The organism is Anoxybacillus mongoliensis, from assembly GCF_014201515.1.
GTDB classification, from domain to species: Bacteria; Bacillota; Bacilli; order Bacillales; family Anoxybacillaceae; genus Anoxybacillus; species Anoxybacillus mongoliensis.
In genome coordinates this window covers 1-25,623 of the sequence record NZ_JACHEQ010000020.1, presented here as the reverse complement: position 1 = coordinate 25,623, position 25,623 = coordinate 1, and the positions used below count along the sequence as shown (strand labels likewise).

Annotated in this window: 34 protein-coding genes and 1 riboswitch; of the genes, 30 read left to right on the top strand and 4 right to left on the bottom strand. The window is 41.9% G+C overall.

Annotation, left to right across the window (positions count from 1 at the left end):
- Nucleotides 1-115: 115 nt before the first annotated feature.
- Nucleotides 116-322, bottom strand: a complete 207-nt coding sequence (locus tag HNR43_RS13550) for a CDGSH iron-sulfur domain-containing protein (protein ID WP_171335157.1) — start codon at nt 320-322, stop codon at nt 116-118.
- A 150-nt stretch (nt 323-472) separates the two neighbouring features.
- Here HNR43_RS13550 and HNR43_RS13545 point away from each other — a divergent pair, with 150 nt between their 5' ends.
- Both HNR43_RS13545 and HNR43_RS13540 read left to right on the top strand, forming a co-directional pair.
- Nucleotides 473-712: a YqkC family protein gene (locus HNR43_RS13545; protein WP_035047821.1), complete on the top strand. Its 240-nt coding sequence runs from the start codon at nt 473-475 to the stop codon at nt 710-712.
- Nucleotides 713-904: 192 nt separating this feature from the next.
- On the top strand, nt 905-1,105 hold the full coding sequence (locus HNR43_RS13540) for a DUF3886 domain-containing protein (protein ID WP_171335155.1): 201 nt from the start codon (nt 905-907) through the stop codon (nt 1,103-1,105).
- Between the two features lie 20 nt (nt 1,106-1,125).
- Here HNR43_RS13540 and HNR43_RS13535 read toward each other — a convergent pair whose 3' ends face one another.
- Entirely contained in the window at nt 1,126-2,040 is a 915-nt protein-coding gene (locus HNR43_RS13535; RefSeq protein ID WP_171335154.1) for an aldo/keto reductase, read from the bottom strand.
- A 98-nt stretch (nt 2,041-2,138) separates the two neighbouring features.
- Between HNR43_RS13535 and HNR43_RS13530 the strand changes: the two genes are divergently transcribed.
- The 20 genes from HNR43_RS13530 to lysA all read left to right on the top strand — a co-directional run bounded on the left by HNR43_RS13530 (nt 2,139) and on the right by lysA (nt 17,786).
- Nucleotides 2,139-2,693, top strand: a complete 555-nt coding sequence (locus HNR43_RS13530) for an NUDIX hydrolase (RefSeq protein ID WP_183244617.1) — start codon at nt 2,139-2,141, stop codon at nt 2,691-2,693.
- 69 nt (nt 2,694-2,762) lie between these two features.
- Nucleotides 2,763-3,407, top strand: coding sequence for a stage II sporulation protein M (gene spoIIM / locus HNR43_RS13525; protein ID WP_183244614.1), 645 nt, complete (start codon nt 2,763-2,765; stop codon nt 3,405-3,407).
- 104 nt (nt 3,408-3,511) lie between these two features.
- On the top strand, nt 3,512-3,961 hold the full coding sequence (gene fur, locus HNR43_RS13520) for a ferric iron uptake transcriptional regulator (RefSeq protein WP_171335151.1): 450 nt from the start codon (nt 3,512-3,514) through the stop codon (nt 3,959-3,961).
- A gap of 98 nt (nt 3,962-4,059) precedes the next feature.
- Nucleotides 4,060-4,272 (top strand): YqzK family protein, encoded by a 213-nt coding sequence (locus HNR43_RS13515; protein ID WP_183244612.1) that lies wholly within the window; start codon nt 4,060-4,062, stop codon nt 4,270-4,272.
- Between the two features lie 7 nt (nt 4,273-4,279).
- Entirely contained in the window at nt 4,280-5,176 is an 897-nt protein-coding gene (gene xerD, locus HNR43_RS13510; RefSeq protein WP_171335149.1) for a site-specific tyrosine recombinase XerD, read from the top strand.
- A 157-nt stretch (nt 5,177-5,333) separates the two neighbouring features.
- Nucleotides 5,334-6,515: a phosphopentomutase gene (gene deoB, locus HNR43_RS13505; protein WP_183244610.1), complete on the top strand. Its 1,182-nt coding sequence runs from the start codon at nt 5,334-5,336 to the stop codon at nt 6,513-6,515.
- Between the two features lie 16 nt (nt 6,516-6,531).
- Nucleotides 6,532-7,356 (top strand): purine-nucleoside phosphorylase, encoded by an 825-nt coding sequence (locus tag HNR43_RS13500; RefSeq protein ID WP_183244608.1) that lies wholly within the window; start codon nt 6,532-6,534, stop codon nt 7,354-7,356.
- A gap of 18 nt (nt 7,357-7,374) precedes the next feature.
- Complete coding sequence (locus HNR43_RS13495; RefSeq protein WP_183244606.1) at nt 7,375-8,676, top strand: pyrimidine-nucleoside phosphorylase; 1,302 nt, start codon at nt 7,375-7,377, stop codon at nt 8,674-8,676.
- Between the two features lie 89 nt (nt 8,677-8,765).
- Complete coding sequence (locus tag HNR43_RS13490; protein WP_171335145.1) at nt 8,766-9,923, top strand: D-alanyl-D-alanine carboxypeptidase family protein; 1,158 nt, start codon at nt 8,766-8,768, stop codon at nt 9,921-9,923.
- Nucleotides 9,924-10,023: 100 nt separating this feature from the next.
- Entirely contained in the window at nt 10,024-10,374 is a 351-nt protein-coding gene (spoIIAA, locus tag HNR43_RS13485) for an anti-sigma F factor antagonist (RefSeq protein ID WP_183244604.1), read from the top strand.
- Nucleotides 10,375-10,815, top strand: coding sequence for an anti-sigma F factor (gene spoIIAB / locus HNR43_RS13480; RefSeq protein ID WP_004889709.1), 441 nt, complete (start codon nt 10,375-10,377; stop codon nt 10,813-10,815).
- A gap of 13 nt (nt 10,816-10,828) precedes the next feature.
- Nucleotides 10,829-11,566, top strand: coding sequence for an RNA polymerase sporulation sigma factor SigF (gene sigF, locus HNR43_RS13475; RefSeq protein ID WP_004889712.1), 738 nt, complete (start codon nt 10,829-10,831; stop codon nt 11,564-11,566).
- Between the two features lie 79 nt (nt 11,567-11,645).
- Entirely contained in the window at nt 11,646-12,266 is a 621-nt protein-coding gene (locus HNR43_RS13470) for a stage V sporulation protein AA (RefSeq protein WP_183244602.1), read from the top strand.
- Nucleotides 12,256-12,675: a stage V sporulation protein AB gene (locus tag HNR43_RS13465; protein WP_183244600.1), complete on the top strand. Its 420-nt coding sequence runs from the start codon at nt 12,256-12,258 to the stop codon at nt 12,673-12,675. The genes HNR43_RS13470 and HNR43_RS13465 overlap by 11 nt, the downstream gene beginning before the upstream one ends.
- A 10-nt stretch (nt 12,676-12,685) precedes the next feature.
- Nucleotides 12,686-13,030 (top strand): SpoVA/SpoVAEb family sporulation membrane protein, encoded by a 345-nt coding sequence (locus HNR43_RS13460; protein WP_183244597.1) that lies wholly within the window; start codon nt 12,686-12,688, stop codon nt 13,028-13,030.
- 11 nt (nt 13,031-13,041) lie between these two features.
- Nucleotides 13,042-14,049 carry a stage V sporulation protein AD gene (spoVAD, locus tag HNR43_RS13455; RefSeq protein ID WP_183244595.1) on the top strand — a complete coding sequence of 336 codons (1,008 nt, stop codon included), beginning with the start codon at nt 13,042-13,044 and terminating at the stop codon, nt 14,047-14,049.
- A 2-nt stretch (nt 14,050-14,051) separates the two neighbouring features.
- The gene (locus HNR43_RS13450; protein WP_183244593.1) at nt 14,052-14,372 is read left to right on the top strand and encodes a SpoVA/SpoVAEb family sporulation membrane protein; all 321 of its coding nucleotides are present in this window, start codon (nt 14,052-14,054) and stop codon (nt 14,370-14,372) included.
- On the top strand, nt 14,369-14,971 hold the full coding sequence (gene spoVAEA / locus HNR43_RS13445; RefSeq protein WP_183244591.1) for a stage V sporulation protein SpoVABEA: 603 nt from the start codon (nt 14,369-14,371) through the stop codon (nt 14,969-14,971). The genes HNR43_RS13450 and spoVAEA overlap by 4 nt, the downstream gene beginning before the upstream one ends.
- Entirely contained in the window at nt 14,928-16,397 is a 1,470-nt protein-coding gene (locus HNR43_RS13440) for a spore germination protein (protein ID WP_183244589.1), read from the top strand. The genes spoVAEA and HNR43_RS13440 overlap by 44 nt, the downstream gene beginning before the upstream one ends.
- A gap of 69 nt (nt 16,398-16,466) precedes the next feature.
- Nucleotides 16,467-17,786 carry a diaminopimelate decarboxylase gene (gene lysA / locus HNR43_RS13435; RefSeq protein ID WP_183244620.1) on the top strand — a complete coding sequence of 440 codons (1,320 nt, stop codon included), beginning with the start codon at nt 16,467-16,469 and terminating at the stop codon, nt 17,784-17,786.
- A 46-nt stretch (nt 17,787-17,832) separates the two neighbouring features.
- Here lysA and HNR43_RS13430 read toward each other — a convergent pair whose 3' ends face one another.
- The gene (locus tag HNR43_RS13430; protein ID WP_183244587.1) at nt 17,833-18,696 is read right to left on the bottom strand and encodes a DUF1002 domain-containing protein; all 864 of its coding nucleotides are present in this window, start codon (nt 18,694-18,696) and stop codon (nt 17,833-17,835) included.
- A 119-nt stretch (nt 18,697-18,815) separates the two neighbouring features.
- On the opposite strand from HNR43_RS13430, the gene HNR43_RS13425 reads away from it, so the two are divergent.
- The 6 genes from HNR43_RS13425 to HNR43_RS13400 all read left to right on the top strand — a co-directional run bounded on the left by HNR43_RS13425 (nt 18,816) and on the right by HNR43_RS13400 (nt 23,502).
- Nucleotides 18,816-19,256: a peptidylprolyl isomerase gene (locus HNR43_RS13425; RefSeq protein WP_183244585.1), complete on the top strand. Its 441-nt coding sequence runs from the start codon at nt 18,816-18,818 to the stop codon at nt 19,254-19,256.
- 148 nt (nt 19,257-19,404) lie between these two features.
- A riboswitch (FMN riboswitch) is annotated at nt 19,405-19,537 on the top strand.
- A 140-nt stretch (nt 19,538-19,677) separates the two neighbouring features.
- On the top strand, nt 19,678-20,754 hold the full coding sequence (gene ribD, locus HNR43_RS13420; protein ID WP_183244583.1) for a bifunctional diaminohydroxyphosphoribosylaminopyrimidine deaminase/5-amino-6-(5-phosphoribosylamino)uracil reductase RibD: 1,077 nt from the start codon (nt 19,678-19,680) through the stop codon (nt 20,752-20,754).
- 5 nt (nt 20,755-20,759) lie between these two features.
- A complete protein-coding gene (gene ribE, locus HNR43_RS13415; RefSeq protein ID WP_183244581.1) occupies nt 20,760-21,398 on the top strand; it encodes a riboflavin synthase in 639 nt (212 codons plus the stop codon).
- 5 nt (nt 21,399-21,403) lie between these two features.
- A complete protein-coding gene (locus HNR43_RS13410; protein WP_055440705.1) occupies nt 21,404-22,597 on the top strand; it encodes a bifunctional 3,4-dihydroxy-2-butanone-4-phosphate synthase/GTP cyclohydrolase II in 1,194 nt (397 codons plus the stop codon).
- A gap of 13 nt (nt 22,598-22,610) precedes the next feature.
- The gene (ribH, locus tag HNR43_RS13405) at nt 22,611-23,075 is read left to right on the top strand and encodes a 6,7-dimethyl-8-ribityllumazine synthase (RefSeq protein ID WP_032099951.1); all 465 of its coding nucleotides are present in this window, start codon (nt 22,611-22,613) and stop codon (nt 23,073-23,075) included.
- Nucleotides 23,076-23,157: 82 nt separating this feature from the next.
- On the top strand, nt 23,158-23,502 hold the full coding sequence (locus HNR43_RS13400; protein ID WP_032099950.1) for a GNAT family N-acetyltransferase: 345 nt from the start codon (nt 23,158-23,160) through the stop codon (nt 23,500-23,502).
- A gap of 6 nt (nt 23,503-23,508) precedes the next feature.
- On the opposite strand, the gene HNR43_RS13395 is transcribed toward HNR43_RS13400, so the two are convergent.
- Nucleotides 23,509-24,015: a DUF309 domain-containing protein gene (locus HNR43_RS13395; RefSeq protein ID WP_246346336.1), complete on the bottom strand. Its 507-nt coding sequence runs from the start codon at nt 24,013-24,015 to the stop codon at nt 23,509-23,511.
- Nucleotides 24,016-24,063: 48 nt separating this feature from the next.
- On the opposite strand from HNR43_RS13395, the gene HNR43_RS13390 reads away from it, so the two are divergent.
- On the top strand, nt 24,064-24,825 hold the full coding sequence (locus HNR43_RS13390) for a segregation/condensation protein A (RefSeq protein ID WP_221248314.1): 762 nt from the start codon (nt 24,064-24,066) through the stop codon (nt 24,823-24,825).
- Nucleotides 24,818-25,399 carry an SMC-Scp complex subunit ScpB gene (scpB, locus tag HNR43_RS13385; protein ID WP_183244577.1) on the top strand — a complete coding sequence of 194 codons (582 nt, stop codon included), beginning with the start codon at nt 24,818-24,820 and terminating at the stop codon, nt 25,397-25,399. Before HNR43_RS13390 ends, scpB begins: the two co-directional genes overlap by 8 nt.
- Nucleotides 25,400-25,623 lie beyond the last annotated feature (224 nt).

Sequence of the window (25,623 nt, the reverse complement as noted above, 5' to 3'; positions counted from 1 at the left end):
TTTAAGTTACCACAAATAAGGAAAAAAGAAAAGAAGAAAAAGTTCACTTTTCCCGTGAACTTTTTCTTGACGCCTCACTTTTTCAACACTTTGAAGCCCGGAATAAAAGCCGGGCTTATTCGTTTTTCGGTGCGCGAACAACTGATTCAAATTTTCCTTTATGAGCTGCATCACAAAATGGCATATTTTGTGAGAGCCCGCAACGACAGAGAGAAAATGTTTCTTTCGTTTCAAACTTGTTTCCTTCCATATCAACTAATTCAACATCTCCGGTTACACGAAATGAACCGTTATCCATCACTTTAATTTGCACTTTCGCCATATATTCCACCTCCTTGTATACCTTATATCGTATATACTATCTTGTTTTTATAAAAGACGCAACCTACGTTTTGGAATGCTCTTTTCTTATTTTCCGATATTGAGTTAAAATGATGGTGTATATGTAAATGACATAGAAAGAGTGATAGTTGTGAATGATCAAGTAAACCGTCTTCGAAAAATAGCAAAAGAAAAAACGTGGGTGTCGTTTTTGTACAATAACCATCCGTATAGCTTGCTTCATTGGTCTGTTGCAGGATTTTCAAATGATGAACGTGACGTTTGGTTACTGCAAGATGAAATGACATTTGAAACACAATCGTTCGTTCAGTTAGATGAAGCGCTTGCCTGGATTGAACAACATATGCCGCGTATTACAGATATTTTGTAAGGAGGGCAAAATGCCCCCTTCTTATTGCGGAGAATTTTGCCGCTTTGTTGGATGAATCGCTTTTTCTAATTCCTCTTTGGCAATCACAGGACGAACGGTATCGGCTGTCGTTTTTCCTTTTTGGCTTTTATTTTTTGTCATGACAGTTCACTCCTTTACGTTTGTTCTTTATTAGTTTGGAGAAAGAAAGGGATGTTTATGCTAAAAGATCGATTAAATGAGCAACTGATCGAACAGTTAAAGAAAAAACAAAAGCAACTGCAAGAAGAAGAACAAAAACGAAAAGAAGAAGAGGAAGCAAAGCGCAAGGAAGAAGCTCGTAAACGTGAAAAAAATAAAACGTTTGCCGAATGGTTAGAAGAAAGTGACTTAGATTGGCGAAAATTTAAATAACCGAGGGCGAACACCCTCGGTTACCGATGATTAGTAAACATCGTTTGCTTTGTAAGTTGTTTTAACATAGTAATTTGTTCATCGCTCAATGTTACTGATTGAGCAGCGACGTTTTCGATTAGTTGCGATAATCGGCTTGCGCCTGGAATGACCGTTGCAACCGCATCATGAGCTAAACAAAAGCGAAGAGCAATCGTCGTTAGCGTTTCATTTGGTGCAACGGCTTTTAGTTTTGGAATAAGTGCAACTAATTCATCGAATGAATAATCGACATAGCCGTTTTGTTTTGTTTCGTCGCTGGCTCGCTCAATGGGGCGTTCAGTTAATAATCCTTTCGCTAGCGGTCCGCGAGCAATGACGCTAACGTGATGTTGCTTCAAAAGCGGAAACCATTCTTCAGCACGGCGATCAAGTAAACTATACGGCATCATAATAGAAACGATGCGCGATCGTTTGATGTATTCGCGAATGACATTTGGACGCATAGAGGAGATGCCGTAATAACGAATAACGCCTTCTTGTTGCAACTCTTCAAACGCCTCAATTGTTTCATCGATCGGATCATCAATTGTCCCACCATGTAGTTGATATACATCAATATAATCGGTTTGTAGCCGTCGCAAGCTATGCTTCACCGCTTCTTTTATGTATGCTTTTGACGGATCCCATGTCCAACCGTCTCCTTGTTCTGTCCAACGATTGCCTACTTTCGTTGCGACGATGACATTGTGGCGTTTTCCTTTTAGCGCCTTTCCAACGATTTCTTCATTTAGCCCACGATCATACAAATCGGCTGTATCGAAGTAGTTTACCCCTTGATCTATCGCTTCGTGAATGATGCGAATCGCATCACTTTCCAATGTACCAAGCGACATGCAACCAAACCCAATTTCACTCACATATAAGTTCGAATGTCCGAGCTTTCGTTTCTTCATGTTCCCACTCCTTTTTTCTCATTATACCGAATAAGTTTTCTCTTTGTCTTTCTATATGTAGTACAATCAATATGAAACGATAAAATGGTGGTGGAACAATGGATCATTTATATGAAAAAACGATCAGTAAGCAACGCATTTTTTCAGGAAAAGTGATTGATGTGTATGTTGAGGATGTGTTGTTGCCAAATGGAGAAACGAGCAAGCGGGAAATTGTAAAACATCCTGGAGCAGTTGCGGTACTTGCGATTACAGAAGAAAATAAAATTGTGCTTGTTCGTCAATATCGGAAAGCGTTAGAGCGAGTACTTGTTGAAATTCCAGCAGGAAAGCTCGAAAAAGGGGAAGCACCGCTTGAAACAGCGAAACGTGAACTCGAGGAAGAAACAGGATACGTATGCGAGAACATGGAGCCGCTTCACTCTTTTTACACATCACCCGGGTTTGCAGATGAATTAGTACATATATTTCTTGCGAAAGGGTTAACGAAAAAAAGCGAAAAACAAATGCTTGATGATGACGAGTTTGTCGATGTGCTCGAAGTCACGTTAGAAGAAGCGCTCAACATGGTTAACGAAAAGCAAATTTACGATGCAAAAACGATTTATGCCCTTTTATATTGGCAATTGCATGCGCAAAAGCGGTCTGTGTGACCGCTTTTTGTCATATTGAGCTCCTTTTCCCATACAATGTAGTAACAGAACGTGTAGGGGGATGGAGCGATGAGAAAGCGATCATGGATGACAGCATGGGGGCAACACGTGCAAGAGCATTACACGACATATGTATTTACCGTCGTTCTTTTTGTGATGGGCATTATTTTTGGTGCGATTGTTGTCAATAGTTTAAGCTTTAGTCAAAAAGAAGATTTATATTATTATTTAACGAATTTTTTTGGACAAGTTTCTTCAGGAAATATGGCGAGTGCACATGATGTGTGGAAAGAAAGTTTTTTACAAAATTTGAAATATATTGGGTTGATGTGGATTTTAGCAATGTCACTCATTGGATTGCCACTTATTTTAATTTTATTGTTTTTAAAAGGACTTGTGGTCGGTTTTACCGTTGGCTTTCTAGTCAATCAAATGGGGTGGAATGGATTTTTGCTAGCTTTCGTATCTGTCGTCCCACAAAATATTATTCTCGTTCCCATTTTTATTATGATGGCAGCTGTATCTATTTCGTTTTCATTAAAAATGATTCGTCATCAGTTTGTGAAACGAACACATGAACCGATTTTTCGCGCCATGCTTCGTTATACGTTTATTATGTTGTCGTTTAGTATCGCTTTAGCGTTAGCATCTTCACTTGAAGCATACGTATCCCCGCTACTTATGAAAGAAGTTGTTGAATTAATAGAAAAATAATTATTATTTAATAATCATTTTATTTATCAATTTATAATCATTTTATTTTGACACGTTCCTTTCTTTTGTTATAATGAGAATGAGTAACGAGGGAGGGAATAACAATGGAAGGTCGCCTTGAACGAATTAAAAAACAATTGCATGCCGCAAGTTATAAATTAACGCCGCAACGGGAAGCAACAGTACGTGTGTTGCTTGAACATGAAGAAGATCATTTAAGCGCGGAAGATGTGTACCTCCTCGTGAAAGAAAAAGCGCCTGAGATTGGGTTAGCTACAGTATATCGCACGTTGGAGTTATTAACAGAATTGAAAATTGTCGATAAAATTAACTTCGGGGATGGCGTTTCCCGCTACGATCTTCGCAAAGAAGGTGCGGCGCATTTTCATCATCATTTAGTGTGTATTGAATGTGGAGCGGTCGATGAAATTCAAGAAGATTTATTAGAAGATGTTGAAGCGATTGTAGAACGGGATTGGAATTTTAAAATTAAAGACCACCGTTTAACATTTCACGGCATTTGCCATCGTTGTCAAGATAAGCATGAGGAGTAGTAAAACCTTTTCGTCTATGAAAAGGTTTTTTATTTGTGTATAAAATGCGGTCAAATGGGCATATCCTCTTACTATATGACAGTTGACGGAGGTGTGCCATGAGAAGAATAGTTGACGTGCTAAAAGTGTTTCTTTTATTTACGGGATGTACGATTTTATTTTATTATAGTATTGTATGGATGAGCGAGGAATATAACTATTATCGTCGCTACGATGAGCCGATGGGATCAGCTGTGAAAGTATCAACGACGGAGCAACAAGAAACATATTGGCTCGATCGACTATTGTTTTTTTATCAAAACGGGGAGTAGAGTGCGTGTGGAAGATCAAGTAAAAGATTTTATTCACTATTTAATTGTTGAACGAAATTTAGCTCATAACACGATCGTGTCATATGAGCGCGACTTAAAAAAATATGTTCAATATTTACAGAAAGTCGAACAACTGTGTCGTTGGAATGATGTAACCCGTTTTCATATTATGCAATTTTTAAAGTTTTTAAAAGAAAAAGGAAGCTCGGCGAAAACGATTGCCCGTCATCTAGCATCTGTTCGATCGTTTCATCAATTTTTACTGCGTGAAAAAGCCGTTGATCAAGATCCAACCGTTCATATTGAAACGCCGCAACTGCCAAGAACATTGCCAAACGTGTTGTCGATGGCAGAAGTCGAGGCATTATTAGAAGCGCCAAAGGAAAATACACCGTTTAGCATTCGCGATAAGGCGATGTTAGAATTGTTATATGCGACAGGTATTCGTGTAAGCGAGCTCATTCAATTAAACGTATCTGATGTTCATTTAACGATGGGATTCATTCGTTGTTACGGAAAGGGACGGAAAGAACGGATCGTTCCGATTGGAAAAATGGCGACAGACGCGTTAAAACGGTATATAGAGCAAGGTCGACCAGAGCTGTTACGAAGAAAAAAAGGGACGACAGACGCACTGTTTTTAAACCATCACGGCGAGCGCTTAACAAGACAAGGATGTTGGAAAATTTTAAAACGGCTTGCTCAAGAAGCAAATATTCAAAAAACGTTAACGCCACATACGTTGCGCCATTCGTTTGCGACGCATTTATTAGAAAATGGGGCGGATTTACGCGCCGTACAAGAAATGCTCGGACATGCCGATATTTCTACAACGCAAATTTATACGCACGTAACGAAAACGCGATTAAAAGATGTGTACAAGCAGTTTCATCCTCGGGCATGACTGTGACGATGATTTGTCACAGTTTTTTTTATTGCAATTCATTATGAAAACGTTTTATAATTTAGTTGTCAGACTTCTGACAAATATGAACGATGCGTGATTTTGTTTCATAGTGGGCATGCTATGAAGCGAATGAAACGATTGGGGAGGTAAAACGGTGAAGCCTACATATAGACGTGTATTTTTAATTGTGATGGACTCTGTTGGCATCGGCGAAGCGCCAGATGCGGAAAAATATAACGACAAAGGTGCCGATACGCTTGGACATATTGCCGAACATCGCGGGGGCTTGCATATGCCGAACATGGCGAAGCTAGGGTTAAGCAATATTCGTGAAATTCAAGGCATTCCAAAAGCCGAAAAGCCGCTAGCATGTTTTACGAAAATGCAAGAAGCGTCCGCGGGAAAAGATACGATGACGGGACATTGGGAGTTGATGGGCCTTCGCATTGATACGCCGTTTCAAGTGTTTCCTGACGGATTTCCAAAAGAGCTGATTGATGAATTAGAAAAACGAACAGGAAGAAAAGTGATCGGGAATAAACCAGCAAGTGGCACAGCAATTATTGATGAGCTCGGCCCTGAACATATGGAAACAGGTGCGCTTATTGTATATACGTCAGCCGACTCAGTGTTACAAATCGCAGCACATGAAGAAATCATTCCGTTAGAAGAATTGTATCGTATTTGTAAAATTGCACGTGAATTGACGCTTGATGAAAAATATATGGTCGGTCGCGTCATTGCTCGTCCATTCATCGGGAAGCCAGGAAGCTTCCAACGGACAGCGAATCGTCACGATTATGCGTTAAAACCGTTTGGTCGTACGGTAATGAATGAATTACAAGATGCAGGTTACGACGTGATCGCCATCGGTAAAATTGCTGATATTTACGATAACGAAGGTGTGACACAAACGTTGCGCACAAAATCAAATATGGACGGAATGGACAAATTAGTCGATACGTTACAAATGGACTTTACAGGGCTCAGCTTTGTGAATCTTGTTGATTTCGATGCATTATACGGTCATCGTCGCGACCCAAAAGGATACGGAGATGCGTTAGAAGAGTTTGATGCCCGTTTACCAGAAGTGTTTGAACGTTTAAAAGAAGACGATTTATTAATTATTACGGCAGACCATGGAAATGACCCGGTTCATCATGGAACCGACCATACGCGCGAATATGTTCCCCTTCTCGTTTATAGTCCGAGCATGAACGGAGGAAAACAACTGCCGTTGCGTGAAACGTTTGCAGATGTTGGAGCAACAATTGCAGAAAACTTCCGTGTAAATATGCCGAAATACGGAACGAGCTTTTTACATGAGTTGAAATAAGGAGCGTGACAACAAAATGAATCGAGCAGCCATTGAGCAGGCAGCACAATTTTTAAAAGAAAAGTTTTCAACCCCACCACAAATCGGTCTCATCCTCGGTTCCGGTTTAGGTGTGTTGGCAGATGAAATTGAACAAGCGATCAAAATTCCATACAGCGACATTCCGAATTTCCCTGTATCGACGGTCGAAGGGCATGCAGGTCAGCTCGTATACGGTCAATTAGAAGGAGCGACAGTTGTCGTTATGCAAGGTCGTTTCCATTATTACGAAGGATACAGTTTCGATAAAGTGACGTTTCCTGTACGCGTGATGAAAGCGCTCGGTGTGGAACAGCTTATTGTCACAAATGCAGCAGGTGGTGTGAATGAATCGTTTGAACCGGGCGATTTAATGATTATTTCAGACCATATTAACAACATGGGCGGCAATCCGCTTATCGGTCCGAATGATGCTGCACTTGGTGTGCGCTTCCCAGACATGTCGGAAGCATATAGCAAACGACTTCGTCAACTCGCGAAAGATGTGGCGAATGAAATTGGATTGCGTGTGCGCGAAGGGGTATATGTCGCCAATACAGGTCCAGCATACGAAACACCAGCAGAAATCCGCATGATTCGCGTCATGGGTGGCGATGCGGTCGGCATGTCGACCGTACCAGAAGTCATTGTCGCTCGCCATGCGAACATGGAAGTATTAGGAATTTCTTGCATTTCCAATATGGCTGCAGGTATTTTAGATCAGCCACTGACACACGATGAAGTGATCGAAACGACAGAAAAAGTAAAAGCGGACTTTTTACGATTTGTAAAAGCAATCGTGCGCAACATGGCGAAAAAATAAACGAGAAGGTGAATGACGATGAGAATGGTCGATTTAATTGAGAAAAAACGTGACGGCCACGCATTAACGAAAGAAGAAATTCATTTTATCATTGAAGGTTATACAAAAGGTGACATTCCAGACTATCAAATGAGCGCATTAGCGATGGCGATTTTTTTCCGCGGCATGAACGAAGAAGAAACAGCCGAATTAACGATGGCGATGGTGCATTCCGGTGATACGATTGATCTTTCAAAAATCGAAGGTATTAAAGTCGATAAACATTCAACAGGTGGTGTAGGCGATACGACGACGCTCGTTTTAGGTCCACTTGTTGCATCTGTCGGCGTTCCGGTTGCAAAAATGTCTGGCCGTGGTCTTGGTCACACAGGCGGAACGATCGATAAATTAGAATCTGTGCCAGGATTTCATGTTGAAATTAACAACGACGAATTTATTGAACTTGTCAATAAAAATAAAATTGCGGTTGTCGGTCAGTCGGGTAATTTAACGCCAGCCGATAAAAAATTGTATGCGCTTCGCGATGTAACAGCAACGGTGAACAGCATCCCGTTAATTGCTTCATCGATTATGAGCAAAAAAATTGCAGCAGGTGCAGATGCGATCGTACTTGACGTAAAAACAGGTGCAGGCGCGTTTATGAAAGATTTAAACGACGCTAAAGCGTTAGCAAAAGCGATGGTTGATATCGGCAACCGCGTTGGACGTAAAACAATGGCAATTATTTCTGATATGAGTCAACCGCTCGGCTATGCGATCGGAAATGCGCTTGAAGTGAAAGAAGCGATCGATACGTTAAGAGGTGAAGGTCCAGAAGACTTACAAGAGCTTTGCTTAGTACTTGGAAGCCATATGGTATATTTAGCGGAAAAAGCATCTTCGCTCGAAGAAGCTCGTCATATGTTAGAGAAAGCAATGAAAGATGGCTCAGCACTTCAAACATTCAAAACGTTTTTAGCTGCACAAGGTGGCGATGCATCTGTCGTTGATGACCCAAGCAAATTGCCGCAAGCCAAATATGTCATTGAACTTGAAGCGAAAGAAGATGGATACGTATCAGAAATTGTGGCGGATGCGGTTGGAACGGCAGCGATGTGGCTCGGTGCAGGCCGTGCGACGAAAGAATCAACAATTGATTTAGCCGTCGGTTTAGTGCTTCGTAAAAAAGTTGGCGATGCGGTGAAAAAAGGTGAATCACTCGTTACGATTTACAGCAACCGTGAACAAATTGATGATGTGAAACAAAAACTATATGAAAACATTCGTATTTCAGCAACACCAGTTCAAGCTCCAACATTAATTTATGATAAAATTTCGTAACCTGAAGGACTCGTTCCTTCAGGTTTTTTATGTATATAAAAAATAAAAAATGGAAAGGATGGCAAGTATAAAGAAATGGAGGGTTGGAGATGAAGCGATTTTTTTATGTGCTTGCCATCGCGTTATTATTTATTCCGATCGTATCCGTGCATGCGGAACAACCGAAAGTGGAATTAGCGACTGAAGCGCGATCTGCTATTTTAATTGAACGCGATACTGGGGCTATTTTGTATGAAAAAAATGCCCATGAGCCGCTTCCACCTGCGAGCATGACAAAAATTATGACGATGCTTCTCGTTATGGAAGCGATTGATCAAGGAAAGTTGAAGTTAGATGAACGGGTGCGTGCGAGTGAATATGCTGCATCGATGGGCGGTTCGCAAATTTTTCTTGAACCAGGAGAAGAAATGACGGTTGACGATTTATTAAAAGGTGTCGCCATTGGATCAGGCAATGATGCGTCCGTTGCGTTAGCGGAACGAATTGCGGGATCAGAGGAAGCATTCGTTCATATGATGAACGAAAAAGCGAAACAGCTTGGTTTAAAGCATACTGCGTTTGAAAATACGACAGGTTTACCAGCGAAAAATCATTATAGTACTGCATATGATATGGCGATGATGGCAAAGGAGCTATTGAAATATGATTTAATTACAAAATACACAGGTATGTACGAAGATTATTTACGAGAAAATACGGACAAAAAATTTTGGCTTGTCAATACAAATCGGCTTGTGAAATTTTATCCGGGCGTCGATGGATTAAAAACAGGTTACACGAACGAAGCAAAATATTGTTTAACGGCAACGGCGAAAAAAGGCAACATGCGCGTCATCGCTGTCGTGTTTGGGGCGCCAACGCCAAAAGCACGAAATGCACAAATTACGAAAATGTTAGATTATGCATTTAGTCATTACGAAACGAAGCCGCTTTATAAAAAAGGCGAGACAATTGCCATGCTCCCTGTTAGCAAAGGAAAGAAAAAGGTGGTCGCTGCCGTGACATCTGAGCCGATTTCTGTCCTATTGAAAAAAGGAGAAAAATCTGAAGCGGTACAAACGAAATGGAAGTTAAATGAGAAAGTGAAAGCCCCTGTGAAAAAAGGGGACGTGCTCGGTACGCTCGTTATAAAAAAAGATGGAGCGGTGATCGCGAAAAGTCCTTTAGTGGCAAAAGAGCAAGTAGGAGAAGCAAATATGTGGGAATTGTTTAAACGAATGTTTCGTTCCTTCTCACGCACATCTTGACGAAATGAGACGAATGACGACTAGTTTTGTCAGTAAGAAGGATTGACACATAAACAAATCGAATTCTTCCTTAACCTAAACGGATAAGGAGGAAACGATAGTGAGTTTATCGATTCAGTTGGAAGTGAAACAACACGTATTACTTGTTCGATTAGCTGGCGAACTAGACCATCATACAGCCGAACAGTTGCGCGCAACTGTCACGGATGTATTAGAACGTGAGCGGATCAAAGCGATCGTTTTGAATTTAAATGAGTTAACGTTCATGGATAGCTCAGGGTTAGGTGTTATTTTAGGGAGATATAAACAAATACAACGTATGGGTGGAGAAATGATCGTCTGTTCCGTTTCCCCATCCATTAAACGCTTATTTGATATGTCAGGGTTGTTTAAAATTATTCGTTTAGAAGTAAATGAACAATATGCATTACAAACGTTGGGGGTGGCGTAAATGAGAAATGAAATGCACCTTCAATTTTCCGCCCTCAGCCAAAATGAATCATTTGCGCGTGTGACAGTTGCAGCGTTTGTTGCGCAACTCGATCCGACGCTCGATGAGTTAACCGAAATTAAAACAGTTGTATCTGAAGCAGTAACGAATGCGATTATTCATGGCTATGAAAATGATCCAAGCGGTGTTGTCTATATTTCTGTCATTATTGAAGGACATACCGTTCATTTAACGATTCGCGATCATGGAAAAGGAATTGAAAACGTTGAAGAAGCACGGCAACCGTTATTTACGACAAAGCCAGAGCTCGAACGTTCCGGTATGGGATTTACGATCATGGAGAACTTTATGGATGAAGTGAACATTTATTCTAAAGTGAACGAAGGAACGACGGTGGAGTTGATTAAGCATTTAACGAAAAGCAAAGCGCTATGCAATTAAGGGAGACGTGCCTATGGATGTCGAGGTACAAGCTGTCAAAGACCATGAAATCAAAGAGTTGATTCGGAGGAGTCAGCAAGGCGATCAGCAGGCGCGCGATGAGATTATCGAAAAAAATATGCGGCTTGTCTGGTCGGTTGTGCAGCGGTTTTTAAACCGCGGATACGAGCCTGAAGATTTGTTTCAAATCGGTTGTATCGGTTTAATGAAGTCGGTCGATAAGTTTGATTTATCTTACGATGTCAAGTTTTCGACGTATGCGGTACCGATGATTCTTGGGGAAATTCAACGATTCATTCGCGATGATGGGTCTGTCAAAGTGAGTCGTTCATTAAAAGAAATTGGGAATAAAATTAGAAAAGCAAAAGACGAATTATCAAAACAAAACGGTCGTGTTCCAACGGTGAATGAAATCGCACAGTTTTTGCAAATTTCACCCGAGGATGTTGTACTAGCCCAAGAAGCGGTCCGTTCACCGACGTCCATTCATGAAACGGTGTATGAAAACGATGGTGATCCGATTACGCTACTCGATCAAATTGCAGACGAGCAAGATGTCTGGTTTGACAAAATTGCGTTAAAAAAGGCAATGGAAGAGCTAGATGAACGGGAACGGCTCATCGTCTACTTGCGCTATTATAAAGACCAAACCCAATCTGAAGTGGCAGCTAGATTAGGCATCTCTCAAGTACAAGTGTCTCGTTTAGAGAAAAAAATATTGCAACAAATGAAAGCCCGAATGGATGAATAAGTCCGTTCGGGCTTTTTATGCATATGGATGCGAGTCATATCTCATACTACAAATATAATGATGGAAGCAAGGTGTGGGTATGAAAGAAACGATTTTTTTGAAAATGCGTCATCGTGTTCAAGTACAACCGAACGCAACGATTCGGATAGGAGATGTTGCACAAGTCGTTGCAAACAAACAAATTGATGATATTGTACAAACTCCCATTTATACAGTACAAAAGAAAGATCGTAACATTGTCATTGTCGATGTGATGCATGTCATGAAAGCGTTAATGGCCGTTGCTCCACATGATGATATTCAATCACTCGGACCGTCGCAAACGATCGTTGAAGTCGTTTATGAAAAAAAAAGATGGGGGTATTTGTACGTCCCGATCGTTTGGCTTCTTTTGTTTGTCGGATCAGGGCTTGCGATTATGAACTTTCATGAAGATGTAAGCATGCAACAAGTACAGCAACGGTTATATCGGGTCATTACAGGAAAGGACGTAGAAAAACCGTTATGGTTTCAAATTCCGTATTCACTTGGGCTCGGTATCGGTATGATTTTGTTTTTTAACCATTTTTTTAAAAAGCGAATTAATGAAGAGCCGAGCCCACTTGAAGTTGAAATGTTTCAATATCAACAGTCACTCGATCAATACGTCATTATGCATGAAAATAAAGAAACGATGAGGCGAATGGACGATGATTCGTGAGCTTATTGTAGCATTTGTCGGATTGGCGGGAGGATTAGCTGTCGGCTCTGGTTTTGTCGCATTTTTAACTGTGCTTGGCGTCATCCCGCGCTTAACACAACTAACTAAAACGATGAAATGGATTGCAACGTACGAATGGGGCGTTGTACTTGGGGCGGTCGTAAGCAGCTGGATGAGCTTGCGCGATCCTCTTTTTTCTTTTCCTCCTATTTTGGCAAGTGCTATTGGATTGTTTAGCGGTGTATTTGTCGGCATGCTTGCAGCAGCATTAACGGAAGTATTAAATGTTTTCCCGATTTTAGCTAAACGGCTCGGCATTGACGAACAAATTGTCGTTTTACTCATGGCAATGGTATTTGGTAAAGTAGCAGGCTCTCTTTTTCATTGGATATATTTCGTGAATCGATAGGGGGAAGCAGATGGGAAAAGCATTTTTGTTCGGAGGATTCATTGCAGTCGTTGGACAGGTGCTTCATGATATGTACAGCATATGGTTTCAGATGAATGAAGAGGAGGCAATTCGCTGGATGAATGGGACGCTTATCGTATGTGCTGCCATATTTACGCCAACTCGATTTTATCGTCGATTGACGCAATTTGCAGGGGCGGGAATGATCGTGCCGATGATGAGTTTGGCAAACATATGGAGTGCTAGTGCCCTTGAGTATCGCAATGAAGGAGCAACAGAGCATATGCTTTCTGTTGGAGGAAGCATCATTGTCACGTTAATTGTAGCATCATATGTTGCGGTATTGTTTTTATGAGGGGGACTTAGATGAAAAAAGTAGGGGAACAAACGATTGTGTTTGATAAAAACATTTATATTGAATCAGTTGGTACTGTCGTTGGACCAAAAGAGCGTCAAGGTCCGCTCGGTTTATCGTTCGACCAATCGTACGACGATTTATATTGTGGCGAACAAAGTTGGGAGCTCGCGGAACGAAGACTGATGAAAGAAGCGATTACGATTTGCTTAGCAAAAAGGAAAGTACAAACGCAAGACGTTGATTTATTTATTGCAGGGGATTTACTGAATCAAACGGTCACTGCAAATTATGTTGCAAGTGAATTAGATCTTCCTTTTTTAGGCGTATTTAGCGCTTGTTCAACGATTACGGAAGCGATGCTTGTAGCTAGCACGTTTATTGACGGTGCATTTGCCCATCGTGTATTAGTCGCAACAAGCAGTCATTACGGTGCAGCTGAGCGGCAGTTTCGTTTCCCGACGACAATCGGTGTTCAAAAAGGGGAAAGTGCATCGTGGACTGTGACAGGGGGAGCAGCAGCACTATTAGGTACGACACGTTCCCCTTTTCGCATTCGCGCCGCAACGATTGGACGGGTCATTGATAGCGGGGTGACCGATCCACTCGATATGGGACGAGCGATGGCACCGGCAGCGTTTGCAACGATTAGACAACATTTGACAGACTGTGGACTTTCGCTTGAAGCGTATGATGTTATTGTTACAGGGGATTTAGGGAAGGTGGGAAGTAGTGACTTGAAGTCGCTATGCTATGAGACCGGCATGAACTTAAGCGAGCGATATGATGATTGTGGTGTGCTCATTTACGACGCGGAACAACAAGCATTTGCAGGCGGAAGTGGGTGTGCATGTTGCGCCGTTGTGACGTATAGTTATTTTCTTGAAAAAATGAGAGGGAAAAAAATAAAGACGATGCTCGTTGTGGCGACAGGAGCATTATTTAATAGTACGATGGTGAAACAAAATCAAAGCATTCCAGCGATCGCTCATGCGATTGCGATTGAAGCGGTGACGTAAAGATGGAAACGTACGTATACGCATTTCTCGTTGGCGGTATGTTATCACTTATTGGGCAATTATTGCTTATAAAATGGTCGTTTATTCGCATGATGACGATATTGTTGTTCATCGGTATGGCGATCGAAGCAATGAGTTTATATGATCCTATGCAGTCATTTGCGCATGCTGGGATCGAGGTGACGCTTGTTCATGTCGGTGCTTCTTGTATACAAGCGATAAAAACGGGGGACTTTACAAATGTCATCTTTTTCATTTCATTTCCGATTTTTGTCGCATGGATGACCGCTATCGTTTGTAGACCGAGAGGAAGGATCGAATGAAAAAAAGGAAAGTCATTTTAGTGACAGATGGTGATCAACATGTACAACGTGCGCTCGAGAAGCTGGCAAAGCAGTTAGGTGCTCGTTGCATTAGCCAATCGCAAGGCAATCCATCGCGGTTAACAGGAAAACAGATTGTTGATCTTATTTTACAGACGCCATATGACCCTGTTTTTGTCATGTTTGATGATGGTGGCATTATTGGTGAAGGAGCCGGTGAACAAGCGCTTCGTTATGTTGCGACACATGAACAAATTGATGTGCTTGGAGCGGTTGCTGTTGCGTCTGACACGAATAATCAAGAATGGACAAAAGTCGATATTTGTGTTGATTATGATGGGAATTTAACAACATATGGTGTCGATAAAGAAGGCATTCCGGAATGGGAGTTCGGCCGAGTGAATGGAGATACGGTATATTGTTTAGATCAATTATCCATTCCGATCGTCGTCGGGGTTGGGGATATCGGAAAGATGAGACGTCGGGATGACATTCGTAGCGGTTGTCGGATCACTCGTAAAGCAATTGAATATATCCTTGAAAGGAGTAAACGTGATGAAAACAAAAAGTTACACACCGATTTCTCCGAAGCTGAATGAAAACGAGCAGTTCTTCAAAGATGCGATCGGGGTCGGAACGAGCTTCGATTTAGGTGTGCGCAAGCTACACATTTTAAAAACAGATGTCCACTTATACTATTGTAACGGACTTTGCGATACGCAATATATTATTGAGCTACTTGAAATGCTCGTTCAAGTAAACGATCGTGAGCGCCAACCAGCTAAGTTGCTTGAAATTATCGAAAATCGTCTCGTTCACCAACAAGTGAATCCTGTAAAAAGTTTAGATGAAGCGGTTGACTTTCTGTTAACCGGTCTCATTTTATTATTTATTGATGGGGAGACAAAAGCATTTGCTGTTGATGTACGCAGTTATCCAGGACGTTCGCCTGAGGAACCGGATACAGAAAAAGTGGTGCGCGGGGCGCGCGATGGGTACGTTGAAAATATTGTCGTTAATACGGCACTTACCCGTCGACGCATTCGCGATGAGCGACTTCGCTTTGAAATGATGCAAGTGGGCGAACGCTCAAAAACGGACATTTGTATCGCATATATTCAAGACGTGGCCGATCCGGGACTTGTTGAACTCATTAAGAAGGAATTGAACGAAATTAAAATTGATGGGTTAACGATGGCGGATAAAACCATTGAAGAATTTTTAGTGAAACAAGGATACAACCCATACCCGCTCGTTCGTTATACAGAGAGACCTGACGTCGCAGCGACTCATTTGTTAGAAGGACATGTAATTATTATGGTTGATACGTCACCAAGCGTCATTATTACACCAACGACGTATTTTCATCACGTTCAACATGCGGAAGAATATCGGCAATCGCCAGCTGTGGGGACGTTCGTACGATGGGTGCGGTTTTTAGGCATTTTTGCTTCGCTTTTCTTACTTCCGCTTTGGTTCGTATTTGTCCTTGATCCGTCGTTATTACCAGAGAAATTATCGTATATCGGTCCGAATGAAAAAACAAACATCCCGATTTTTGTGCAACTTCTCATTGCTGATATTGGTATTGAGTTTTTACGTATGGCTGCAATCCATACTCCAACACCGTTGTCCACAGCAATGGGCTTAATTGCAGCTGCGTTAATTGGGCAAATTGCGATTGATGTTGGACTGTTTGTGCCGGAAGTTATTTTATACGTATCTGTCGCTGCGATCGGTTCTTTTGCGACACCGAGCTATGAATTAAGCATTGCAAATAAAATTTTTCGTCTTTTATTTTTAGTTGTCATCGCTTTGTTCGGTGTTCCTGGGTTTATGATTGGCGTTACGGTGTTTTTACTTTTCCTTGCAAACATTCGCTCGTTGAATACCCCATATTTATGGCCATTTATCCCATTTGATCCCGGGGCATTTATGCAGATTATCGTGCGACGATCTGTGGCTGGTTCATCGATTCGACCGAGCATTGTGCATCCACAAAATAAGCAAAAGCAGCCAACATAAAAAGGTTGAAACGTACCAAAATTTATGGTACGTTTTCTTTAATTATTTCAGAATCATCAGGGGGAATGTATAATTATGCACGGAACGATGGGAATAAACGAACGGGGCCACTTGGAAATTGGTGGCGTCGATACCATTGAATTAGCTCGCACATATGGAACACCGCTTTATATTTACGATGTTGCCCTTATTCGAGAACGCGCGCGTGCATTTAAACGAATGTTTGATCAACACGGTGTACGCGCGCAAGTCGCTTATGCAAGCAAAGCATTTTCGACGATAGCGATCGTGCAATTAATGGAACAAGAAGGCTTGTCGCTTGATGTTGTTTCTGGTGGGGAGCTATATACTGCGTTAGCTGCTAAATTTCCTGCAGAACGCATCCATTTTCACGGAAATAACAAAAGTGAAGAAGAGTTACAAATGGCAATTGAAGCGAAAATCGGGTGCATCGTCGTCGATAATTTTTATGAGCTAGAGCTAATACAACACCTTTGTCGTATGCATGAATATACGATGCCGATTTTATTGCGTGTCACACCGGGGATTGAAGCACATACACACGACTATATTTTAACAGGTCAAGAAGATTCAAAATTTGGATTTGATTTGCATAACGGGCAAGCGGATGAAGCGTTACAACGTGCTCTCGTTTCGACACATGTCCATGTACTCGGTATTCATTGTCATATTGGCTCCCAAATTTTTGATGCGACAGGTTTTGTGCTTGCGACAAAGAAATTATTTGAAAAACTTGCTGTATGGCGTGATACGTATCATTTTACTGCGCAAGTTGTCAATCTTGGTGGCGGTTTTGGTATTCGTTACACGAAAGAAGATGATCCGCTTGCACCTGAACAATACGTGGAACAAATTATTGAAGAAGTGAAACGAAATGTCGCATCGTTTGATCTACCTTTTCCTGAAATTTGGATTGAGCCAGGGCGTTCACTTGTCGGTGATGCTGGAACAACGATTTATACGATCGGTTCTCGTAAAGAGGTGCCAAACATTCGCCAATACGTTGCGGTAGATGGGGGGATGAGCGATAACATTCGGCCTGCTCTATATGAAGCGAAATATGAAGCAGTGCTAGCGAATCGTATGCATGATCGGTGTGAAGAAGTTGTAGCAATTGCGGGGAAATGTTGTGAGTCAGGCGATATGCTCATTTGGGACTTACCGCTTCCAAAGGCTCAGCCGGGCGACTATTTAGCTGTTTTTTGTACCGGTGCTTACGGCTATGCGATGGCAAATAACTACAATCGCATCCCTCGTCCAGCCGTCGTATTTGTTGAAGATGGCGAGGCAACACTTGTCGTAAAACGTGAAACGTATGAAGATTTAATTCGACTCGACTTGCCGCTGAAAACGAAAGTAAAAAAATAACCGAGGTCGTTGCCTCGGTTATTGCTCGTTCATACATAAGTAGGCGTTACGCCCCAAACGCTCCGCGAAGGGTGTTCCATATTTCACGCAAAATGTCAACGATGCGCTGAATAAACGTTCGACCTTCTTCCGTTTGTAAAAAAGCAGATAGCTTGTCTTTCGCTTGAGCCAGCTGTTCGTTCACTTGATTCCAATCAATGTTCACGTTTTTCATTTTATTCAATAAAGAAAGCAAGCTGTTTATTTCGTCCTCTGTTAACGTAATGCCAAGCTCTTGAGCGATTCTCTCAATGAGCGCGCGCATATCCGCATCTGTTTTTGGTGGGTTTTTCGCTATTTCTTCTTTAATTTTTGCAAGCAGTGCGACCGCTTTATCGTTTCCGATTGATTCGCCGAGTTGCGCTGTTTTTATCATTTCTTCGTTTGCTACTTTTTTCACCTCATCAGGAATGACCTCATTTGATGAAAGTTCGTACGCTTTCATTAACCCTGTTAACGCAGCTGTCCCTGATACAGGAAACGGTGCGGTAATATAAATGACTGCATCTTTCACCCCTGCAGTAATGAGTGCATTCATATACATTTCTTTTGTTACCCAGTTAATGTTATTTGTTTCAACTTGTAATCCTGAACCTGGTGCTCCAATTGTAATTTTTGATGACGAAATCGCTTTTGTTCCGATTTGTCCTTTTGGAATAATGTCACCGAGATATTTGTGCTCTTCTGCATTTGTGACTGTAATGATTTCAGCGTTTTCTGGTGCATTCATTTCTTTTAATATTTGTTGTTTTTGCTGCTCTGTTAAATTTTCTCCGAGCGTAATAATGACATCTCCTTCAATCGCATCAGCTAAACTAACCGATGGAATCATAAACAATAATAAAATAAATATCGTAAACCACTTCTTCATGTCATGCCCTCCTTCAATCTCCTTCTGTATTATTGTACAAACATTTACGTGAATATAGAAGCGAAATATAGTAAAATGAAGCTACATTTGTTTTTACGATAGGAAGGTGGAAAAGTTTCATGAAGAAAAAAGGATATATTTTAATGGAGAATGGTGGAAAGGTGCAATTTGAATTATTCCCAAACGAAGCGCCAAAAACAGTTGCGAATTTTGAAAGGTTAGCGAATGAAGGATTTTATAACGGGTTGACGTTCCATCGCGTCATTAAGGGATTTGTGAGCCAAGGTGGTTGCCCAATTGGAAATGGAACAGGCGATGCAGGTTATACGATTCCGTGTGAAACAGACAACAATCCGCATAAACATATCGAAGGTGCGATATCGATGGCCCATCGCGGTCGTCATACGGGAAGTTGTCAATTCTTTATTTGTCATGAGCCGCAGCCACATTTAGATGGTGTACATACCGTATTCGGTCAAGTGACGGATGGAATGGATGTTGTCAAGACGATGAAAAATGGTGATGTGATGAAAGAAGTGAAAGTGTGGGACGAACAATAAAAGGAAGATGAAGAGATGAAAAAAAACTGGGTATTATTTTTCATCCTTTTGTTTGTTAGCTTTATTTGGGGAGTCGTGTATTGGCTAGTTATTGCAAAATCATAGACATTTCGTTTTATTGTGCTATAATGAATAAAAATGGAATAAACGCATCCTTCGGGGCAGGGTGAAATTCCCGACCGGCGGTAATGAAACAGATGTTTCTCAGCCCGCGAGCCGTTAAGGCATGATCCGGTGCGATTCCGGAGCCGACAGTATAGTCTGGATGGGAGAAGGATTGCCAAAACTCACGTCACTTATTGGAAAAAATAAGCTTGACGATGGGTTATTTTTGCTATGCAAAAAAGGCGATCTTTACATACATCTTGCCCTAGGACGTCGCTCCTAGGGTTTTTTATTCATGCTGGAAAGGTGGTGCGATATGGACGAACGATATATGCGCTTGGCGTTACAATTGGCGGAATCGGCACGGGGACAAACGTCACCAAATCCGCTTGTTGGCGCAGTTGTTGTAAAAAATGGTGAAATTGTCGGCTTTGGGGCGCACTTGAAAGCAGGGGAACCGCATGCGGAAGTACATGCGCTACGCATGGCGGGCGAGAAAGCGGAAGGAGCAACTGTTTATGTGACGCTTGAACCGTGCAGTCATTACGGAAGGACGCCTCCTTGTGCTGATTTGTTAATTGAAAAAAAGGTGAAGCGTGTCGTTGTGGCGACAACGGATCCAAATCCGCTCGTTGCAGGAAAAGGCGTTGAAAAATTAAGGCGAGCGGGCATCGATGTTACCGTCGGCGTATTGAAAGAAGAAGCGGATGCGTTAAACGAAATGTTTTTTCATTATATTTCAACGAAAACACCGTATGTGACGTTAAAGTATGCGATGAGCTTAGATGGAAAAATTGCCACGAAAACGGGTGAAAGCAAATGGATTACGTCGGAGGATGCGCGGCGTGACGTACATCGCGAGCGACGGATGCACGATGCGATCGTTGTCGGTGTTGGCACGATTTTAGCGGACGATCCGAGTTTAACCGTTCGTTTTGGTTATGAAGGAAAACAACCAATCCGAATCGTTCTCGATACGCATTTGCGCACACCGCTTCATGCGAATGTTGTCACAGACCAAATGGCGCCAACATGGATCGTCGTCGGCCATCACGTCACAGAAGAACAAATGAAGCCATATGAACATGCAGGTGTACAAATCATTCGTATGAATGAAAATAAAATTGATGTTCCAACACTTTTACTTGAACTTGGTCAGCGCAACGTCATGTCCATATTTGTTGAAGGTGGAGCGCAAGTGCACGGCAGCTTTTTACGTTCTCGTTCCGTTCAACAAGTGTTGGCATATATCGCCCCCACATTGATTGGGGGGAACGAAGCGCCTTCCGCTGTTGGTGGGGAAGGCTTTGGACGAATGATAGATACGCTTCGTTTACAAGTGAAACATGTCGAAAGGATCGGATCAGATATAAAAATCGTTGCTAAAGGATGATCGCCATGTTTACAGGAATTATTGAAGAAATTGGCACAATTCAACAAATGAAACAAACAGGGGAAGCGATCGTTTTGACGATCGAGGCACAAAAAGTGTTACAAGATGTACAGCTCGGTGACAGCATTGCGGTCAATGGCGTTTGTTTAACGGTGACGTCATTTACAGATCGCTTCTTTACTGTCGATGTCATGCCTGAGACGGTGCGGGCAACATCGCTTCGCACGCTTACAGTAGGGGCGAAAGTGAATTTAGAGCGAGCGATGGCAGCAAACGGTCGTTTTGGTGGACACTTCGTTTCGGGGCATGTCGATGGCATTGGACGCATCGTTCGTAAACAGCCTGTCGCAAACGCTGTTTATTATGACATTGAAGTGCCAAGTCATTTACGTAAATATATGATTTTAAAAGGTTCTGTTGCTGTCGATGGCACAAGCTTAACGATTTTCGGCTTAACGGATCGAACGTTTACAATTTCGCTCATTCCGCATACGCGTGAAGCGACGATTTTAGGTACCAAAAAAGTTGGGGATATTGTCAATATTGAATGTGACATGATTAGTAAATATGTTGAACAGTTCGTTAGCGGGAAACGTGAAGGATTGACGATGCAATTTTTACAAGAGCACGGATATAAGGAGTGAGCGCGATGTTCCATACCATTGAAGAAGCGATTTACGATTTAATGCAAGGAAAAATTATTATCGTTTGCGATGACGAAGACCGTGAAAACGAAGGCGATTTTGTAGCGCTTGCCGAAAAAGCGACACCGGAAGTCATTAACTTTATGATTACGCACGGGCGAGGCCTCGTTTGCGTGCCGATCACCGAAGAATTAGCTGATCGGCTCGATTTAACGCCAATGGTTAACCATAATACAGATGCTCACGGCACAGCATTTACTGTCAGTATTGACCATAAAGCGACAACAACAGGTATTAGCGCATTTGAACGCTCGTTGACCATTCAAGAAATGCTCAATCCGGAAGCAAAAGCAAGCGATTTTAAACGACCAGGTCATATTTTTCCGCTTGTTGCGAAAAAAGGCGGGGTATTGCGCCGCGCGGGGCATACGGAAGCAGCTGTCGATTTAGCCCGTCTTTGTGGGGCAAAGCCAGCAGGGGTTATTTGTGAAATTATAAAAGATGATGGAACGATGGCTCGCGTACCTGATTTAAAACAAATCGCTGAAAAATTTGATATGAAAATGATTACGATTAAAGATTTAATCGCCTACCGCAATCGAAAAGAAAAGCTCGTCAAACGCGAAGTTGAAATTACGTTACCAACCGATTTTGGAGAATTTAAAGTGATCGGATATTCAAATACGTTAGATGGGAAAGAACATATTGCCATCGTCAAAGGAGAAATCATCCCAGATGAACCTGTGCTCGTGCGCGTTCATTCAGAATGTTTAACAGGTGACGTGTTCGGCTCGCATCGTTGCGATTGTGGACCGCAACTTCATGCCGCATTAGCGCAAATTGAAGAAGAAGGTCGTGGGGTATTGCTATATATGCGTCAAGAAGGTCGCGGCATCGGTTTACTCAACAAATTGCGTGCTTATAAACTACAAGAACAAGGCTATGATACGGTAGAAGCGAACGAAAAATTAGGCTTTGCGCCAGATTTGCGTGACTATGGCATTGGTGCGCAAATTTTAAAAGATTTAGGTGTTACAAAAATGCGTTTATTGACGAACAATCCGCGTAAAATTACCGGGTTGAAAGGGTACGGCTTAGAAGTCGTTGAACGCGTTCCATTGCAAATGCCAGCGAAGCGCCATAATGAGCGCTATTTGCGCACAAAATACGAAAAGCTAGGACATATGTTGCATTTTTAAGGAGGAGAATGGGATGAACGTATACGAAGGAAATTTAGTTGGAACAGGGTTAAAAGTAGGAATCGTTGTTGCACGATTTAACGAATTTATTACAAGCAAATTGCTAAGCGGTGCGCTTGATGGACTAAAACGTCACGGAGTAGAGGAACAACATATTGATGTCGCTTGGGTGCCGGGAGCATTTGAAATCCCGCTTGTCGCGAAAAAAATGGCGGAGTCGAAAAAATATGATGCAGTTATTACGCTTGGCGCTGTCATTCGCGGAGCAACGAGCCATTACGATTACGTATGTAATGAAGTAGCAAAAGGAACATCGCACGCGGCTCTTTCGTCAGGTGTCCCGGTTATTTTTGGCGTGCTGACGACGGATACGATTGAACAAGCGATTGAGCGCGCTGGGACAAAAGCCGGAAATAAAGGTTGGGAAGCAGCGCTCAGCGCGATTGAAATGGCGAATGTCATGCGCACATTTTCTTAAAAAATGTTTAAAAAAGCGACAAGACCGTTTATAATAGCAATAGCGAGTAAACAATAAGTCTTGTCGATAATGAGGGATTCGTATGCTAGTTCGCTATCGAAAAAACTATGAGAAAATTGCGATGGGTCTTTTGTCGTTTATGCCAAATGAAAAAGACTTAAAACAGCTTCAACAAACGATGAAAAACTACGAGACTAACGACGATTGGCATCTGTTTTTATGGAAGCAAGAAGAAGATTTTATTGGCATCATCGGTGCAATCGTGCGCGAACATGCGGTTGAAGTGCAGCATATTAGCGTTAATCCGTCCCATCGCCATCAAGGAATAGGAAAACAAATGGTGAAAGCATTAAAAGAATTGTATCCAAATAAGTCGTTATGTGCCAATGACATGACCGCTCCATTTTTGGATAAATGCGAACAATGACAGGGATCAACGCCCCTGTCTTTTTTGTTTTTGTCGTTCGCGTTCAGCAATGACATCACTTCGGTCACGCAACTTATGTTTATAAATGATATATTCGTTTGTCATATCGCTTTTTTCTCCCCATACGAGCCCTTTTTGCTCACACTGTTGTTGACATATACGTAACAAGGAAGCATCAATGATCGGCAAACAAGTGCTTTCATACGGTTGTCCATGATGGATTCGCTCTACATATGTATGAATAAGCGCAATAAGTTGTTCTGCATGTATGCCTAACGCTTCATATGCTTGTTTTTCTCTTTGGCATGCGTTCATTGCTTTTGTAAACATTCGTTTTGCCCCCGCAATATTTCCTCGGCGATAATGATACATCCCAACCGCGAGCTGAATGAAGCCGACCCATACATGTTCGCCTGTTTGTTTCCAATGTTCTTCTAGCACTTCATGACATTCAAAATAATCGCGCGTAGCATGGAAGTGAAGTAAATATTCGATATATGCCTTCGGATACAAGTGAAAGCCCCCTTTTTTCATATGCATACTTATATTATACTATTGGTTATGAACAAAGGTGGGATCGATGTGCATTATCATGTGAAATTAGATCAATTTGAAGGACCGCTTGATTTGTTGTTACATTTAATTCATCGCTATGAAATTGATATTTACGATATTCCTGTCGCGCAAATTACCGAGCAATATATGGCTTACATTCACGCGATGAAAGAATTGCAGCTTGATGTAGCGAGCGAATATTTAGTAATGGCGGCGACGCTTATTGAAATGAAAAGTAAAATGTTGTTACCTAAACATGAAGAAACGCTTGAGAATGATGAATTTTTTATCGAAGAAGACCCGCGTGAGCAATTAATGCAACAGTTAATCGAGTATAAAAAGTTTAAAGAAGCGGCGAAACAGTTGCGCGAGCGAGAAGAAGAGCGAGCGCTCTTATTTACGAAGCCGCCAAGCGATTTAACCGCTTATGCGTCAAACGGTGCACCGTTTGCACTTGATGTCGATTTGTACGATATGCTTGGGGCGCTTGCGAAATTGTTGCGGCGGAAAAAATTACAAAAGCCACTTCATACGAAAGTAGCACGTCAAGAAATTCCGATCGGACGACGGATGGAAGAGATTTTACACATATTAAAACATGGAGAGCGAATGAATTTTTACGATTTATTTCCGTATGACGATCGCGAACAAATTGTCGTGACGTTTTTAGCTTTGCTTGAATTGATGAAACGAAACGAAATTATTGTTGAACAAGAAAACAATTTTGCTGATTTATACATTCGACGAAAAGGTGATCGACATGAATGAATTTGCGATTATGGAAGCGTTATTGTTTGCGGTGGGAGAAGAAGGGTTGACGTATAAACAAATGGCTGATGTGCTTGATATACAAGAAGAACGTGTATATGAGCTTGTGCAACAATTGAAGCATATGTATGAAACAGCGGAACGCGGCATTATGGTCGTTGAGATGGCAGGAACGCTTCAGCTTGTGACGAAAAAACAATGCGCGCCATATTTGCAAAAGCTTGTTGAGTCACCAGCGACGTCATCGTTATCACAAGCTGCGCTTGAAACGTTAGCGATCATCGCATACCGCCAACCAATTACGCGTGCGGAAATTGAACAAATTCGCGGTGTCAAAAGCGATAAGCCGCTTCAAACCTTATTAGGAAAAGCGTTAATTAAAGAAGTAGGCCGCGCAGAAGGAACAGGTCGCCCGATTTTATATGGGACGACGAAAGAGTTTTTAGACTACTTTGGCTTAAAGACGTTAGACGAACTTCCGCCTCTTCCAGAATGGGACGAACAAGAAGAAGAACGCGAAGCCGACTTATTTTTCGAACGTCTAAACGAACAACTGCAAGCAGTGAATGAGTAAGTCAAAGGTGATGGGGGATGAGTTCTCGTTTTTTCTTTGGGCTTCTTTTTATTTTTGTTTTTGGAAGAATGGTTGAATACTATGTAGAGACGTATATTTTACATCCAATTTTGCAAAGTGCCGTTCTCGCTATATACATCCAATTTAAAATTTTAACCTCTGGTTCACGCAGTACACCCGATGCGGCGCAACACCTCATCCGGGTGTTGTAGAACGTACTGTTC